Consider the following 16,226-nt stretch of genomic DNA (forward strand, 5'->3'; position numbering starts at 1 on the left):
TGTGAACACAGCCGGTGTACCCCCTGTGAGCACCTATACCTTCGCAATGAAGCGAACAGAGGGCAGCTCCGGCAATAGAGCACCGGTCTATCGAACGGAGGCCTGCCCGGCGGACATTCTGATACAATGACATTGACAACCACAAGGAGGTTTGCTCATGAGCCGGATCGTCTCCATGGATGAAGTGCTGAAACACTTGCATGATCCCCAAACGGTCATCGTCGACTGCCGGTTTGTTCTCGGTCAGCCGGATGCGGGTCGGGAAGCCTACCTGAAGGAGCATCTTCCCGGCAGCGTGTACCTGGATCTGGAACGGGATCTTTCCGGTCCCGTCATCGGTCCCGGCGGCCGCCATCCTCTTCCCGATCCGAAACGACTGGCGGAAACGTTGGGCAACGCGGGAGTGGATGATTCGGTGCAGGTCATCGCCTATGACGACCAGTGCGGCGCCATGGCATCCCGGCTGTGGTGGCTGTTGACCTGGCTGGGGCATCCCCGTGTCCGCGTGATGAACGGGACGTTCTCTCGCTGGAAGGAAAAGGGGTACCCTGTCGATTCGACCGTCCACGTGCCGGTCCGCCGGACGTTTCTCCCCCGGCCGCAGAGCGACATGCTGGCGGACGCGGACGAAGTCCTCCGCAAACTGGACGATCCCGATGCGGTGATCATCGACTCGCGGGAGCGGGCCCGCTGGTTGGGCGAACACGAGCCGATCGACCCGGTGGCCGGACGCATCCCGGGTTCGAAACACTGCTTCTGGAAAAACGTCTGCACGGAACACGGAGAATGGAAAAGCCCCGAAGAACTGGCGCGCCTCTTTGCCTCCGTCCCGAAGGACAAAGAGCTGATCGTTTATTGCGGTTCCGGCGTGACCGCCACTCCCAACGTCCTGGCGCTCAGGGAAGCGGGATATGAACGGGTGAAGCTGTATGCGGGCAGCTGGAGCGATTGGATCACCGATCCGTCCCGGCCGGTGAAACGCGGAGACGAAGACTGAGGCGAAGCCGGGTTCGGCTCCGGGGATGACTGATTCGCGTCGGAAGCGGTCAACGGGAAACAACGCGAAAAGCAGTGGGGAGCATTCCCTCACTGCTTTTTTCGGACATGCCTCAAGTGACGCAAAGATGGGTCACCCCATCATCTTCCTGAACAGGGACAACGCCCGTTTGGATCCCGGATACCGGAACGAAAGATCAAACACGGTGGTTTGCATCACGATGCTTTTCTCGTGGGTGAAGGCATCAAAGCTGTATTTGCCGTGATACTTGCCGATGCCGGAGGAACCGGCTCCGCCGAACGGCAAATGCGGTGAACCGCAATGAATCATCGTGTCGTTCACACATCCCCCGCCGTACGGAAGAGAAGCGATCACTTTGTCTTTCGTTTCCCGGTTTTCCGTGAACAGATACAGCGCCAGCGGCTTCGGCTTTTCCCGGAGCGTCCGGATGACTTCGTCCAGATCGGTCCAGGTGAGAACGGGCAAAATCGGGCCGAAAATTTCCTCCTGCATGACGGGATCCTCCCAGCTGACCTCTTCCAGCAGCGTGGGGGCGATCAACAGCCGGTCTTCATCCGTTTCTCCGCCGAAGATCACCGCTCCGTTTTTCATCAGCTTGCACAAACGGTCGAAGTGGCGCTTGTTCCCCAGTTTTGCCAGTCGGTCACCTTCCAGGGGGCGTTCGCCGTAAAACTTGACGATCGCCTCTTTCATCCGTTTGACCAGCTCATCCTTGACCGATTCATGCACGAGCACGTAATCGGGAGCAATGCAGCTTTGCCCGGAGTTGGTGAATTTCCCCCAGACCAGGCGCTTGGCTGCCGTTTCCAACTTGGCATCCGCGGCGACGATGGCCGGGCTCTTTCCTCCCAGCTCAAGCGTGACCGGAATGAGCTTTTCAGCCGCTTTCTTCATGACAGATCGGCCCGTGTTCGGGCTTCCCGTGAAAAACACATGATCAAAGGGGAGATCCAACAGTTTCTTTCCCACCTCCGGACCGCCTTCCACCACGGTCACGTGGTTGGATTCAAAGATCCCTTCCAGCATTTGCCGGATCACCCGGGTCACATGCGGCGTGAATTCGGACGTTTTGATCACCGCGCAACAGCCGGCGGCAATGGCTCCGACCAGCGGAGAGATCGACAACTGAAACGGATAATTCCAGGGAGAAATGATCAGGGACACGCCATGGGGTTCAGGGTAAATCCGGCTCCGGCTGCCGAACAGAAACCGCGGTCTTCCCACCCGTTTCGGACGGGACCACCGCTTGACATGGCGAATGGCATGATTCAGTTCCTCAAGGACCAATCCGATCTCCGTCACGTATGCTTCCGCTTCCGGCTTGTTCAAATCTTTCTTCAAGGCCGTGAAGATGTCCGGCTCATACCGTTTGACGGCATCCCTCAGTTTTCTGAGACTCTCCAGGCGAAACCGGATGTCTTTCGTCGCTCCGGAATGGAAATATTCGCGTTGGGTCTGTACCAGTTGCTTCAGTTCTTGCACCGCTTTTCCCCCTCCCTGACTGTCCGAACCGTGCGTTCATCCTGCCATGTTGCCGTCCCTGACGGGCGTACTCCCATCCAAAAATCCCTAAAGATTTCGCTCTGAATTGCTTTCATTATCATTTTAAATATTGAAGCAAGAATTGGCCAACCGCCGATGCCCTTCCGTCGCAAATGAAACAGCCGCCATGACATCCACGGCGGCCGAGACGGTCCACTCTCTTTTCGTTTTCCCGGTCAATGGTGCTGCGCGATTTGGATCAGATTGCCGCAGGTATCGTCGAGGACGGCAATGGTGGCACCAGCCACATTCGTCGGCTCCATCGTAAACCTGACACCCAGTTGCTTCAACCGTTCGTATTCGGCATGAACGTCCGCCACGCTGAACATCATCGCCGGAATGCCGTCGGCCTGGATTTTCTTCTGATATTCTTGGGCGGCCGGATGCCGGTTCGGCTCGAGCAACAGCTCGGGCCCGTCCGGATCCTCGGGAGAAACCACCGTCAGCCACCTGTACTCTCCGGCCTGTACATCGTTTTTCTTGACAAAGCCCAGTTTTTCGGTATAGAACCGAAGCGCTTTTTCCTGGTCATCCACGAAAACGCTGGTCAAAAAAATTCTCATCGTCCCATCTCCTCCTATCCTGATTCATTCGTGTTTGCTCGGATTGCATGTTCTTTCATGCCGATGCATCCTGTCTGAGCGGAATGTGGCGGATCGCCCACCAGCCGAGCAGTTGCACAAATCCCACCATCAGCACGAACCAGCGAATGTGCGCGAGTTCCGCGGATTTCCCCACCCAACCGATGAACAGCAGAATGCCGATCGCCCTTCCCGCCGCGAGGAACAATTCCCTTGCCACGACAAATTCGACCCGGAGCCGGACCGATTCCTCCGTTTGCCCGATCACGTCAAACACCGTGGACATGGTGGGGGACATGTAAAACGGATAAAAAAAGCTCGCCCCCACCCCCAATACCCAGATGGACCAGTCCGTGCCGAAAAACGCATAGGGGAGCACGACGAGTCCCATCATCAGGGTTCCGAGCAGGATGAACCCGTTTCTGCGACGGGGTCTGATGAATTTCCCGGCCAGATAAAACGAAATCATGGACGTCAGCGATGAAACCGTGAAGAAAATCCCCAGCTGCCATTCGCTTTTCACCGTCACAAAGAAGAGAACACTGATGAGAAAGGTGAAGACGCCTTCCCGGACTCCCTGAGCGGTCATGGCGACCGAAACCCACTTCCAGTCACCCACCCCGCTTCTGCCGAGGACATCGGTCACCCGGTAACTGCCGGGGGCTCTCCGTCCCTTGAACAGAAAGCTGACCAGCACGGCCAGCACGAAAATGCCCAGGGACATCGCGAAAATCACGCGGTACCCGACCGATTCACCCATTCCGCTGATGATCCACCCGGAGGTGAAAGGAGCCGCGATCCCGGCCAAGGAACCGATCAAACCGTTGATGCCGTTGAACAGATCCCGGTTGTCCCGCTCGGTGATCTCAAAATAGAGGACATTGAACGAGAGCCAAAAAAAGCCGGATCCGATGCCGAGCAACACTCCCAGGAAAAGATGGTTCCCCGCGGCCCGCTCGCCCAACCAGAACACCGTGAGATAAAAAACGGAAAGAAACGCGACGCCCAGCCGAATGATGATGATCCGGTCGATTTTCTTCGCCAACCACCCCGCCAACACGAACGTGGCCGCTCCCGACAGGTAATGCATCAGGTTGTACAGGGCGATCATGATCCAGTCATTGCCGATTTTCCACAAAAACACGTTCACGAACGTACCGGACAAGGCGGTCGCCACGGCGAAAAGACCGCTTTCCAGCAGCAGAAGCTTGGCGCTTCTGTCCAGTCGTTGTGTTGGATCCGTATTCAAGGCCATGTGACTTCACCGGTAATAGGGTTTGCCTTCACACCGGTTTTTAGACAGGAAAAAACGGTGCTCCGGGAACCCGAAGCACCGCTTCACGCTCAATTCACCGGGGTCGGACGGATGATGCGGGCGATCGGTTCGCCCATCCGCAAAACGGTTCCTTCCGCTTTCGGAATCAACCACTCCGTGCGCCCCGGCTCAAACAGAAGGATCACGGTGGATCCGAACTCGAACCGGCCCAATTCCCCGCCTTTGTCCAAGGCCACGTTTCCATGGTACACCTTGCGGCAATACGGTTTTTCCGGCCGGGGATTGGTCACGATTTCCTCATCGTACGAGACCCGGATGCTCCCGACGTTGGTCGCCCCCACTTTGACCAACGCGACCATGCCGGCGGATGACCGGATCAGCGACACCAACCGTTCATTCACCGCGAACAGGCCGGGAATCAACCGGATGCCGGTCTTGTTCACCGGGTACAATTCCCCGGGGATGTAAATGCATTCCTCGATCGTTCCCTCCACTGGCATGTGAATGCGATGATAATCTCTCGGACTCAGATAAATGGTGACAAATGCGCCGCCCGAGAACCGATCGGCCAATTCCCTGTCTCCCCCGAGCAACTCCCTGGCGGAATAGGAGATACCTTTCGCCTGCAACAGCGTCCCGTTCTCGATGGTGCCGATCTGCGAAACGGTGCCGTCCACGGGACTGATCACCATCTCTTTGCCGGGATGAACGGGACGGGCTTCGGGGTCCAGTTCCCGCACAAAAAAATCCAACAGACAGCTGAATTGGTCCAGCGGCCGCTTCACGGGCGCAAGGTCGACGTCAAACATTTTCACGTAGAGCGGAATCACGTGCCGGCTCACGGGATGGCGGGCAAATTTCCCCATCCACCGCGAAATCGTTTTTTTCGGCAAACGTTTCCAGAACGTACGGGACAGTAAATGTTTCATAAAAACCTCCCAACCTCGGTGGTGAAGGAAAAATACGGCATGTGTAACCTTTCCGAAGGAGGACATGATACGTTTCAGGAGGTGATACACAATGGAACGCAGGAACCAACTGCCGCAAGAGTCTCAAACCAACGCCGCTCAGGTTCGCCGGCAAAACCAGGCTTCCCAACAAGGAATGAACAATGAGTTCGCAAGCGAAACGAACGCTCAACGCGTCCGTGAGCAAAACGCACAATCCGAAGCCCGCAAAAACCGGCAGCAACCGCAGGCCTGAATGAGGTATCACTTCTGAGCCGGGATCCCGTCCGTCCACGGATGGGATCCCGGTTTTTTTACCGGTTGAATCGTTCATGCCACAAACCGATCATCTTTTCGGCAATCGGTCCGGCCGCCACCGCCCCGTATCCGCCTTCCGGCACCACGACCGCCACGGCGATTTCGGGGTCATACGCCGGCGCAAAGGCGATGAACACCGAGTTCTCCACTCTTCCCCGTCCGGGAATGTCCTGCTCGGACGTCCCCGTTTTTGCGGCCACCGGAAACGGCAGATCCTTGAACAGATGACCGGCCGTTCCGCCCGGCTTGGTCACTGCCACCATTCCGTCCAGCACCGTGCGCCAGTGGGAAGGTTCCATCGGAAACTTACCGAGCACCTCCGGCTCATACCGGACGGTTTGTCCCGTGTTCGGATCCACCGCCTGCAGGGCCAGCCTCGGGCGCATGCGGGTCCCCCGGTTGGCCAACGTTGCCGTGTACTGTGCCAGTTGCAGGGCCGTATGACGCTGGGCCTGTCCGAACGAGGCCAATGCCATGGCTCCCAATCCGGAATGTTTCCGGGCGATGCTCAGGTAGTCCTCCGTTCCGTCCTGCTCGCCGGGAAGATCCACCCCCGTTTTCACCCCGAGGCCGAACGCCCTGGACCAGCGGTTGAATTCCCGGACCGCTTCGTTCTTCTCTTGGTGGTACCAGCTCGTGCCGATCCACGCCATGAACGTGTTGGACGATTTTTGAATGGCTTTCACCGGTCCCAACAGTCCGTACCGGTGACCCCCGGAATTGCGGACCGGTGGCGTGGCTTTGGCGTAGGTGAAGGCTCCCGGATCATTCCATAATGTATCTTCGTTGATCAGCCCTTTTTTCAGTCCGAACAGCACGGTGAGCGGTTTGACCGTGGAACCGGCCGGCACCACCGAGAACGGATGGCGGAGCATCTCCTTCTCCGGATCCGCCTCCTCTCTCGCGTCATACGGTGCTTCCCGGATCGTGCCGTTGCGCATGACATAGCTCAAATTTTTGTAGACTTCGGGCGTGACCCGGCCGTTCCAGACATTCGGGTCGTAATCGGGATGGCTGACCATGGCGAGAATGTTCCCGGTTTTCACTTCCATGGCGACGGCATAGGCGTTCCGGGCATGGGGAGCGCGCTGACGGTCCGTCCGGTTCCGGAGCTGTTCCAAATGGCGGGCGATGAATTCCTCCGTTTCCGATTGCATGACGGAATCCAGTGAGATCACCAGATCTTTTCCCGGCCGGGACGGCACCTCTTTCAGCACCTCCACCTGCCGGCCGTGGGAATTGACGCGAATCAGCCGATACCCGTTGATGCCGCGAAGCACCGACTGATAGGTGTATTCCAGACCGTCAACGCCCACCTGTTCCCAATCCAGATATCCGTTCGTTTCCGGAAACCGGGGGGCACTCCGGTACGGATCCAGGGATTCACGGGCACCGGCAAACGGTCTGACATACCCGATGGTCTGCACGGCGATGCGATCATCACGGTACCTGCGAAGCGGCTCGGCAAACACGTTCACTCCCGGAAATCTCCCGGGATCCTCGGAGATGCGCACCACTTCCTCCGGCGTCAACCCGTTCTTGATTTTTTTGGGATAGTACGGAGGCATCTTTCTCGGGACGGATTTCCCGCTTGCATCCATTCCGACATCCATGGCTTCCAATACTTCGTGGACGGGCATTTGCAAGGTTTTGGACAATTCTTTGGCGGTGGCCAGTTTCCGTTCGCGGGGGAGCTCCGGCTCCAGATAGATGGCCGTGAACAAGGAGCGGTTTTCGGCCAGGGGAACCCCGTTCCGGTCCAGGATTTTCCCCCGGGGAGCCGGAATGGGGATTTGCTTGAAATTGTTTTCCACGGAAAGGCGATGATATTTGTCGCCGGATCCCAGCTGGATCCAGCCCAACCTGAGAATCAGGGCCACAAAAAGCAAGACGGTGATGAGCCACAGACCCTGAAGCCGACTTTGCGACAAGGTTCGCGTTTCCGTCTTGGATTCCGGCCGATTCATCACCTGTCTCATCCTTCTTCTGTTTCTGTTTTGCAAGGTCAGCCCAAGCTTCGGTTCGACTATAAGTGTACCACAAAACCCGGGCCATCCGGCATACCCGCTTGCATTGCCGAACTCCTTTGAAACCGCTTCATCTCATGTACCGGAGGCAAAAGTTGACGGCCCGGTGGGCGTTCAACATGCCGATCTCCTCCAGTTGCCCGTTTCTCACCGCGGATTGTCTCAAAATGTACCTCACTTTTTCCGGATTGAGGTTGCGATGGATCTGCAAGAGAAGCGCCACCGTTCCGCACACGTGGGGCACCGCCATGGACGTGCCGCTCATTTCCCGCTTGGATCTGCCCAGCCACGCCGACGGAATGCGGTCGCCCGGAGCGGCCAGATCCACCTCTTTGCCCGTGTTGCTGAACGTGGAAATCGTTCCGTTGCGGGACACCGAAGTCACCGCGATCGTTTCCGGATACCTGGCCGGGAAGTCCACGTGTCCCTTGAGCCCCAGGTTTCCGGTGGCCGCCACCATGACGATTCCCCGGCGATGGGCGATCTGGATGGCCTGCTTCAACGATTCGCTCATTTTGTCCATGCCGAAACTCATGTTGATCACTTGCATGTTGTTTTCGATGCACCAGTTGATCGCCGAGAGCAAATCCGACAAATTGGCGCTCCCTTTGCGGTTGAAGGCCTTGACCGCGTACAATTCCGCCCGCGGCGCCACCCCGAGGATGGACATTTCCGTCGCCCTGCCCGCGATGATCCCGGCCACATGGGTTCCATGACCGTTGTAATCCTGCGGTGAAAAGTACGGGGACAACATGTTGACTCCCCCGCGGTAATTGTCCCGCACCGCCGGATGATCCGCGTCGATTCCCGTATCGATCACCGCCACCCGGATCCCCTGGCCCTGGGTGATTCGCCAGGCTTTTTCCGCCTCGACCATTTCCACTCCCCACGGAACGGAAATCTCCTTCTTCTCGACGGTTCCAAGGTACGGCTCCGTCAGGGTGATCCGAATGTCGGGTTCCATGTGTTCAACGCTCTGATGAAGTTCCGAGCCAGGCCTCAGAGGCGAGCGGGAATGAAATTCCCCGATCACCATGCCGAGGTTTTGGAGCACCCTGACCCGGTGAACTCCGATTTTCCTGAGTTCTTCCACATGTTTTTTGGGATGGACTCCGTCCCTCAGAAAAAAGATGCTCCTGAATGTCTTTCTGCTCCGATCGGGCGATGGCTGGGAGAGAGACATTTCATCCGTGTACATGTTTTTCACTCCCGTTTTCACTCCCGGCCCCGGGCCTGAATACCATAAACCGAATTCGGGCCTTGAGAGGATGGTGCATGCAAATGTCCGATCATCGACAAAGCGGTCCGAAACGCCCGCACGGCAGACTCCACGACGACCGCCCTTCCTTGAGCATTGAGGACATCCGGCGCTGGTCGGGGCTGGTTTCCAAAAGGGCGAAGCAATTCGACGAATTGCTCGCCGCCTTTGAGTCGCTGTCCCTGGCCGCCCGAAACAAGGAACACATCACGGACATCATTTCCGCGCTCGCCGGTTTGAACAAAAAGCTGTCCTCGGGCAATCAGGCCGCCGGGAAAAAATCATCTCCGGGCGCATCAGCGAGCGGTCCGACCGGAGACCTGTTGTATGACCTGTTCACCTCGCCGAACATGAGATCCGTCGTCAGCGAGGTAATGAAGTCCAAACCGAAGCGGTGGTGATCCGAATCACCTCACCGCTTTTTTCTCTTCTTCTTGGAAGCGGATGAAGCGTTGACATCCGTGAGAGTTTGGGGGCCTCCCAATTCGCGGATCATCTTCTGAAGCCCTTCCGGGCGGGACAGTTGGTTCATCACGTCACGCAGAAATTCATTGGACACCGGCGCGCCGGTCACTTTGCGGAGAAATTCGAACAAACCGTCGACTCCGTTTTCCCGCATGGCGCGATTGGCCCCGCGCATGATGTTTTCGAATTTCCTTTCGTCCATCACCGGTGAACCGGCCACCCGGTTGATCCAATCCACAAAATCTCTTTCGGAAAATCCGTTGCTCAAGAGAGTTCCTCCTTTCCCATCACCCGACTTTTATACATGTATGAATTCCGTGGACAGCTCGCATGCTTCAAATGCCCACTCCATGCAAAAGGGGCGGAAGCCTTTTTCGGCTTCCGCCCCTTGGTCATTCGTGACATCGGTTTTTCCGGAGGAAACTGAGATCGTTGGCCATGCATCCGGTGACCCGGAAATCGACGTCCCTTCCCACCTCGTGGACGAGACTCCAAAACTCCGCCACGCACGACAGGATGTCGGAACACGCATCCGGATCCGCGAGGAAATAAGTGGTCTCCTCCAGCGCTCCCGGTTCCGAAACCGTGATATACACAACGCGGACCGTCACCCGGTCCCGACGGGGATCTTCAATGTCAAAAACGGCTTCATGGCTGATCGCAAGGTGATCCGCCGGATGCACGATCCGCCGCTCTTCCCGCTCGCCTTCCGCGGGCAGGAACACGAATTCGCAGCGGTTCTCCCCCTCGTCGATGCGGACCGATTGCAAATCACCGTACAGCCGCAGCTCGGATTTGTCCAAATCGATCGTTCCGAGCCAGGTCCGGGAATGTTCTCCGATGAATCCCTGAAGCAGCCGATCCAGATCGGACGGCGTCATTTCCCGGGCAGACCGGTCGAAATTGATCAAGCAGCCATGTGCGAAAACCTTCATGTTCGGGGCTCCTTCTCTGAAATGGCACGTCCTCTTCATTATACCGGACTTGCGAAAACCTGTTCAAGGAAAGAAGCCCCGGGGGCGGGCCGTTCGCTCATCGGGAAAGCCGTCCGGCCCATCGCCCGAATCACCGGCCGGCCTTGCGCTTTTTCTCCAGTTCGCGAAGTTCCACCCGCCGGATTTTGCCGCTGGCCGTTTTCGGGAGAGCGTCGACGAACTCGATTTCCCGCGGATATTTGTACGGCGCCGTAACCGTTTTCACGTGATTCTGCAGTTCTTTGACCAAATCGTCCGAAGGCGTGACGTGTTCCTTCAGAATGACGAATGCCTTCACGATGGATCCCCGGTCCGGATCGGGGCTGGCCACCACGGCACACTCTTTCACGGCCGGATGTTTCACCAGCGCATCCTCCACTTCGAACGGACCGATGGTATAGCCGGCGCTGATGATGATGTCGTCGGCGCGACCTTCAAACCAGAGATACCCGTCCTCGTCTTTTCTCGCCCGGTCTCCGGTCAGGTACCAGTCGCCGATGAAGGCCGCTTTGGTCCGCTCCGGATCCTGGTAGTATCCCTTGAACAGGGCGGGAGAGGAGCGGTGAACGGCGATGTGCCCCACTTCACCGGGAGGCAGTTCATTTCCTTCGTCGTCGATGATGGCGATCCGGTTTCCGGATGTCGGTTTGCCCATCGAACCCGGACGGGGTTCCACGTCCTTCAGGGTGCCCACCAGCAGGGTGTTTTCCGTTTGGCCGTATCCGTCCCGCACCTGGACGCCGAAATACCGCCGGAAGGTATCGATCACTTCCCGGTTCAGCGGTTCCCCCGCGCTGACCGCACTGCGCAGATGGGACAAATCATACCGGTCCAGGCGTTCCGTCTTGGCCATCATGCGATACTCGGTCGGCGTGCAGCACAGCACGTTCACTTGTTCATTTTGCAGGATGGTCAGCCAGGTTTCCGGATCAAAGGCCCCATGATAAACCAGCGCGGTTGCCCCCGCTCCCAGCGTCGACACGAACGGGCTCCACACCCACTTGGCCCATCCCGGACCGGCCGTCGCCCACACCACGTCTCCCTCACGGATGTCCAGCCACGCTTCCGTCGCGGTCTTCTGGTGGGCGATCGCCCAGCTGTGGTGATGGATCACCCCTTTCGGTCCCCCGGTGGTTCCGGACGTATAAGAGATGAAGGCGATGTCATCGGCATACGTTTCCGGCAATGCCGTCTCTTCGCTCCCGCGGCAATCGTCCAGCGGAGTCCAGCCGTCGCCGCCTTCCCCGCAGACAAAGCGAAGCAGTTCACCGTCATACGCTTCGGCCGCTTCGTCCACGCGGGAAATCAGCGTTTCGTGGGCGATGACCGCCTTGACCCGGGCATGGTTGAGCCGATACAAAATGTCTCCCGGCTGCAGCATTTCCGAACCGGGCAACACGATCAATCCCGCTTTGAGACACGCCAGATACGACACATACGCCTCGGGAATTCTCGGAAGCAAAATCATGATGCGATCGCCTTTCCCGAGGCCGGCTTCCACCAATCCCCGTGCGGTCGCGTCGGAAAGCTCCTTCAGTTTCGCATACGTCCATTCGCTCCGCTTTCCTTCCCGGTTCAACCAGCGGATGGCCACCTTGCCCGAGGATGCGTGACGGTCGATGTCGTGACTGATGTTGTAAATGTGCGACATGGCCCAACCCCCTGAACTTTTCGATTTCATTGTTTAATGAAAATATTCTTATCGAAAATTATACATTCAGTTGCATCAAAATGAAAGACGGCGGTTCCATGAGGAACCGCCGTCTTCGGGAAACCAGGATATGCTCTTGGTTACTGGATCATGGCACCACCCAGTTGGGATTCGGCCAGAGCCACCAGACGCTTGGTGATTTCACCTCCGACGGAACCGTTGGCACGGGACGTGGTGTCCGGGCCCAGTTGCACGCCGAATTCGCTGGCGATCTCATACTTCATTTGGTTGAGAGCCTGAGCAGCACCTTGAACCAGGAGTTGGTTCCGGTTGCGGCTGCGACCTTGTTGTTGTTGCGGCATGTGTTTCACCTCCTCGTGTTTTCTTGTCTATAGATTGCTCCCGAACAACTTCATAATTCGTAGGAAAAATTGGAATCGGTTTGAACCGTCGTCAGGAATGAATCACGCCATCCCCAAATAAAATGGAAGCATTGAACGATCCCTCCAAAGGAAAGGGATGATGAGTCATTGCATCACCATCGGAAGCCTGACCCGTTTTTGCACCAGGAACGGGTGTGGTATCCCTACGTGGGACTGCATGATCCCTGTCCTCCGATCCGGGCCAAGACGTACGTGGTTCCGCCCAACCAGTTTCTCGGGTTCCAGCCCCCGTGCCTGCCGCGGTTCTCCTCGCGCGAAGCCCTGAAGCACGGAACCTTGTGGCCCATTCTGGTCAGTCCCTATCGCAAAAAGTCGGAAACGGAGGATGTCCCGTGAACGAGCGTGAAAAGGCCCGTCAACTCAAGATCCTGCAGCGTTTGCAGGAAGTGGATTTCGCTCTCGTCGAGTTGACCCTGTATCTCGACACACATCCTCACGACCAGGAAGCTTTTGATCTTTACAAACGGTACGCGAAAAAAAGCCACAAGATCCGGGAAATCTACGAGTCCCGCTACGGCCCGCTGTTGCAGTACGGACTGGGCAGACAAGGAAGCCGCTATCGCTGGCATAAAGGCCCCTGGCCGTGGGAACTCTGAAAGGGGAACGGTTGCATGTGGATCTACGAAAAGAAATTGCAGTATCCCGTTCGCGTCTCCCAGTGCAACCCGAGACTGGCCAAATTCCTCATCGAACAATACGGAGGGGCGGACGGTGAATTGGCCGCCGCGCTGCGCTATCTGAACCAGCGCTACACCTTGCCCGACAAAGTGAAAGCCATTCTCACGGACATCGGGACCGAGGAATTCGCCCACCTGGAAATGATCGCCACGATGGTTTACAAACTGACCAAGGACGCCACGCCCGAACAGCTGAAGGAAGCCGGTCTGGGCGCCCACTACGCGGATCATGACCGCGCCCTCTTTTACAACAACGCCGCCGGCGTCCCCTGGACCGCCGCCTACATCCAAGCCAAAGGCGACCCCATCGCCGACCTGTACGAAGACATCGCGGCGGAGGAAAAAGCCCGGGCCACGTACCAATGGCTGATCGACATGTCGGACGATCCCGACCTCAACGACGCCCTCAAATTCCTTCGGGAACGGGAAGTGGTCCATGCGCAGCGGTTCCGGGAGGCGGTGGAGATTCTGAAGGAGTACCAGAGTCAGAAGAAGTACTTTTAGGATGTTCAGACCATGATGCAAAAATGCCCCCGATTTATGGGGGAGTTTGCATGAAAAAACCCCTTCCCGTGATGGGAGGGGGTTTTCATTTACGTGGATTGATGGAATGCATGGAAATTCACAGTTTCCGCTTGATGCCGGAAACCTTCCCCTGCTCGTTTCGTTGCGATGGCAAAGGCTCTCGCAGGGGAAGGTTCCGGCTTTTCATTGTGTGTGAGTTTGCAGATGTCTTCTAATCCACACTGGATTCAATAACGGTTTTTGATCCATGCATCAATTTCTTTGGGAACGGTAGAGTATTAGTTTCCAATCCACAATGGTTTCAATAACCTGGCGGATCATCACTTCGATGTGCTTGTCGTTGATATCGTGTACAAGTTTCCAATCCACAATGGATTCAATAACCCCCTCGTCAATTCTGGCTTTCGGCAATTCTCACAGCTCAAAACCCTTGATTTTTCGTGATCTGCAACCTTCCCAACCCCCTCAAAACAGGGGAGGGTTGTAGATAAATTCGGGGCAATTGCGCTGAGCCACATAATGTTATCATACCAAATATGGACCTATCCGTCAAATCATTGCAAATTTTGTTGCTCTTGACCGCCCTTTGCAGGGGAATGATCCCTGTCGATGAACCCAAAAAGGAAATTTCTGTATCCATTTATCTGCAACTTGCCACAAGGGGACTGTGCCCGATTGAGTGCTGGACCGGATCCCTTTTTCCCCGACAATCCATCACCGGTGTGAAACATGATTTCGGGGGTAATAAATTCATAACAGACAACTCCGTTGAGGTGTGCACCATGAAAAAGCAACCCCTCTTCCTGACCCGCCCGGTTTCTATGATGAAAAGACAGGGAACGATCGCGTTGCAATTGGAGAACGAGAACGGAAAAAAACTGATCCCTGTTGAGTAGATTGATTCCATCTATGTAATGGCGCCCATGACCTTCAGTACCAAACTGCTGGAACTGGCCAGTCGATACGAGATCCCGATTCATTTTTTTCATTACTACGGTTTTTACGTGGGAAGCTTTCATCCCAACCAAAATGCATCGGGACAAAGTGAAATCGTGATTGAACAAGCCCTTACATATCGCAATGAAAAGCGAAGACTGATTCTCGCCAAGGAATTTTTGGTGGGTGTTCAGACCAACCTTCTCAGAAACTTGGCCCGTCTGGAACGAAAATCCGAATTTGCTCTGTCCCCCACCAACAAGCAATCCCTGGACCTTCTTCGCTCAAAGGTGAGAGCGACTGCAGATCTCGGGTCGCTCTTGGGATTGGAGGGCAAGTTTCGCTCCATCTACTATCAGTCGATGGATGAGTATCTGAAAATGAAACACCCGGCATATCAAATCGTCAAACGCACTCGACGCCCACCTCAAAACCGGATGAACACCTTGATCTCCTTTCTGAATTCCCTCTTGTATGTCACCATCATTGAACAGCTGCAATTCACCCCTCTTCACCCGGGTATTCCCTTTCTCCACAGCACACGAGATCATAGGCAAAGCCTGGCCCTGGACATCAGCGAAGTGTTCAAACCCGTCATTGTCGACCGGATCATCCTCCGCCTTCTGTCTTATCGCATGCTGAATGAATCGTGTTTTGAAATGAAAGGGAAAGGCTGCTTTCTCACGGACACAGGAAAACAAATTGTCATCAAAGCCTACACACAAACACTCAATACATCCATCTTTCACCGGCAAAAACAACGATCATTGACGTATCGCCAACTGATTCAACATGAATGCTCCAAACTGGTTGAGCATTTTCGCGGACGTCAGCCTTACCGAAGCTTCCGAATGTGGTGGTCATCATGTTCGTGATCGTGGTTTATGATGTTCAATCCGTCCGAGTCGCAAAAGTGAAAAAGATCTGCCATCCATACCTCTTCTGGGTTCAACGCTCAACATTTGAAGGAAACCTGTCCCGGAAACAGGTGCAAGCATTGAAAAAAAGTTTGGAAGATGTGATTCATCCCGACCATGATCAAGTCAAAATGTACATCATTCAGCAAGATACCGCCGTGCAAACGGAAGTTTTGGGATGCCCGGATCAGCCTGAGCCCTTTATGTTTTAGGCATACAAAAAGCGCTGGAGCATTTTCTTCAGCGCTTTTTTGTATCGAATGCCGGAAGCCTTCCCCTGCTCGTTTCGTTGCGATGGCAAAGGCTCTCGCAGGGGAAGGCTCCGGCTTTTCATTGTGTGTGAGTTTGCCGATGTCCTTGGTTTCCAATCCACAATGGATTCAATAACGAGCCTGTTCCTGCAGCGGATTCGGAAGCAACAGCAGCAATGTATTAGTTTCCAATCCACAATGGATTCAATAACCCCTCGTCAATTCTGGCTTTCGGCGATTCCCGCAGCTCAAACCCCTTGATTTTTCGTGATCTGCAACCTTCCCAACCCCCTCAAAACAGGGGAGGGTTGCAGATCTTTTCGGGGTTCGTACGTTGATCCACATAATGGTATGATAACACGATACAGTTCGATCTGTCAAATCATTGCCAATTTTATTGCGAAGCAATGCTCATTTCCA

At 55.8% G+C, this 16,226-nt stretch carries 18 protein-coding genes; 8 read left to right on the plus strand and 10 right to left on the minus strand.

Translation table 11 applies throughout. The features are described from left to right. Positions 1-157 precede the first annotated feature (157 nt). Positions 158-997, plus strand: coding sequence for a sulfurtransferase (locus EG886_RS09830; protein WP_124727975.1), 840 nt, complete (start codon positions 158-160; stop codon positions 995-997). A 132-nt stretch (positions 998-1,129) separates the two neighbouring features. Here the strand turns inward: EG886_RS09830 and EG886_RS09835 are convergent, their stop codons facing one another. The 4 genes from EG886_RS09835 to asd all read right to left on the minus strand — a co-directional run bounded on the left by EG886_RS09835 (position 1,130) and on the right by asd (position 5,346). Then, positions 1,130-2,500 carry an aldehyde dehydrogenase gene (locus EG886_RS09835; RefSeq protein ID WP_338134639.1) on the minus strand — a complete coding sequence of 457 codons (1,371 nt, stop codon included), beginning with the start codon at positions 2,498-2,500 and terminating at the stop codon, positions 1,130-1,132. A 236-nt stretch (positions 2,501-2,736) separates the two neighbouring features. Beyond that, positions 2,737-3,123 carry a VOC family protein gene (locus EG886_RS09840; RefSeq protein WP_124727976.1) on the minus strand — a complete coding sequence of 129 codons (387 nt, stop codon included), beginning with the start codon at positions 3,121-3,123 and terminating at the stop codon, positions 2,737-2,739. A gap of 55 nt (positions 3,124-3,178) precedes the next feature. Then, positions 3,179-4,396, minus strand: coding sequence for an MFS transporter (locus EG886_RS09845; RefSeq protein WP_124727977.1), 1,218 nt, complete (start codon positions 4,394-4,396; stop codon positions 3,179-3,181). A gap of 89 nt (positions 4,397-4,485) precedes the next feature. Next, a complete protein-coding gene (asd, locus tag EG886_RS09850; protein ID WP_124727978.1) occupies positions 4,486-5,346 on the minus strand; it encodes an archaetidylserine decarboxylase in 861 nt (286 codons plus the stop codon). A gap of 91 nt (positions 5,347-5,437) precedes the next feature. Between asd and EG886_RS09855 the strand changes: the two genes are divergently transcribed. Beyond that, entirely contained in the window at positions 5,438-5,620 is a 183-nt protein-coding gene (locus tag EG886_RS09855) for a gamma-type small acid-soluble spore protein (RefSeq protein WP_124727979.1), read from the plus strand. Positions 5,621-5,678: 58 nt separating this feature from the next. Here the strand turns inward: EG886_RS09855 and EG886_RS09860 are convergent, their stop codons facing one another. Both EG886_RS09860 and EG886_RS09865 read right to left on the minus strand, forming a co-directional pair. Beyond that, entirely contained in the window at positions 5,679-7,649 is a 1,971-nt protein-coding gene (locus EG886_RS09860) for a peptidoglycan D,D-transpeptidase FtsI family protein (protein WP_164491774.1), read from the minus strand. Positions 7,650-7,779: 130 nt separating this feature from the next. Further along, complete coding sequence (locus tag EG886_RS09865) at positions 7,780-8,907, minus strand: S8 family peptidase (RefSeq protein WP_124727981.1); 1,128 nt, start codon at positions 8,905-8,907, stop codon at positions 7,780-7,782. Between the two features lie 83 nt (positions 8,908-8,990). On the opposite strand from EG886_RS09865, the gene EG886_RS09870 reads away from it, so the two are divergent. Continuing rightward, positions 8,991-9,368: a hypothetical protein gene (locus EG886_RS09870; RefSeq protein ID WP_124727982.1), complete on the plus strand. Its 378-nt coding sequence runs from the start codon at positions 8,991-8,993 to the stop codon at positions 9,366-9,368. Between the two features lie 11 nt (positions 9,369-9,379). Here the strand turns inward: EG886_RS09870 and EG886_RS09875 are convergent, their stop codons facing one another. The 4 genes from EG886_RS09875 to EG886_RS09890 all read right to left on the minus strand — a co-directional run bounded on the left by EG886_RS09875 (position 9,380) and on the right by EG886_RS09890 (position 12,419). Next, complete coding sequence (locus EG886_RS09875; RefSeq protein ID WP_124727983.1) at positions 9,380-9,700, minus strand: hypothetical protein; 321 nt, start codon at positions 9,698-9,700, stop codon at positions 9,380-9,382. Positions 9,701-9,824: 124 nt separating this feature from the next. Next, complete coding sequence (locus tag EG886_RS09880) at positions 9,825-10,367, minus strand: hypothetical protein (RefSeq protein ID WP_124727984.1); 543 nt, start codon at positions 10,365-10,367, stop codon at positions 9,825-9,827. A gap of 130 nt (positions 10,368-10,497) precedes the next feature. After that, complete coding sequence (locus tag EG886_RS09885; RefSeq protein WP_124727985.1) at positions 10,498-12,057, minus strand: acetate--CoA ligase; 1,560 nt, start codon at positions 12,055-12,057, stop codon at positions 10,498-10,500. Between the two features lie 140 nt (positions 12,058-12,197). Then, on the minus strand, positions 12,198-12,419 hold the full coding sequence (locus tag EG886_RS09890) for an alpha/beta-type small acid-soluble spore protein (protein WP_124727986.1): 222 nt from the start codon (positions 12,417-12,419) through the stop codon (positions 12,198-12,200). 168 nt (positions 12,420-12,587) lie between these two features. Between EG886_RS09890 and EG886_RS09895 the strand changes: the two genes are divergently transcribed. From EG886_RS09895 to cas2, 5 genes are all read left to right on the plus strand, one after another. Continuing rightward, positions 12,588-12,836 (plus strand): spore coat associated protein CotJA, encoded by a 249-nt coding sequence (locus EG886_RS09895; RefSeq protein WP_420894144.1) that lies wholly within the window; start codon positions 12,588-12,590, stop codon positions 12,834-12,836. Continuing rightward, positions 12,833-13,096: a spore coat protein CotJB gene (locus EG886_RS09900; protein WP_124727987.1), complete on the plus strand. Its 264-nt coding sequence runs from the start codon at positions 12,833-12,835 to the stop codon at positions 13,094-13,096. The genes EG886_RS09895 and EG886_RS09900 overlap by 4 nt, the downstream gene beginning before the upstream one ends. A gap of 15 nt (positions 13,097-13,111) precedes the next feature. Beyond that, positions 13,112-13,681 carry a manganese catalase family protein gene (locus tag EG886_RS09905; RefSeq protein ID WP_124727988.1) on the plus strand — a complete coding sequence of 190 codons (570 nt, stop codon included), beginning with the start codon at positions 13,112-13,114 and terminating at the stop codon, positions 13,679-13,681. Positions 13,682-14,607: 926 nt separating this feature from the next. Next, positions 14,608-15,513, plus strand: a complete 906-nt coding sequence (gene cas1 / locus EG886_RS09910) for a CRISPR-associated endonuclease Cas1 (RefSeq protein WP_277423838.1) — start codon at positions 14,608-14,610, stop codon at positions 15,511-15,513. Continuing rightward, on the plus strand, positions 15,504-15,767 hold the full coding sequence (gene cas2, locus EG886_RS09915) for a CRISPR-associated endonuclease Cas2 (protein WP_124727990.1): 264 nt from the start codon (positions 15,504-15,506) through the stop codon (positions 15,765-15,767). Before cas1 ends, cas2 begins: the two co-directional genes overlap by 10 nt. Positions 15,768-16,226: the final 459 nt, after the last annotated feature.

This window comes from Staphylospora marina (assembly GCF_003856495.1).
Lineage (GTDB): Bacteria > Bacillota > Bacilli > Thermoactinomycetales > Thermoactinomycetaceae > Staphylospora > Staphylospora marina.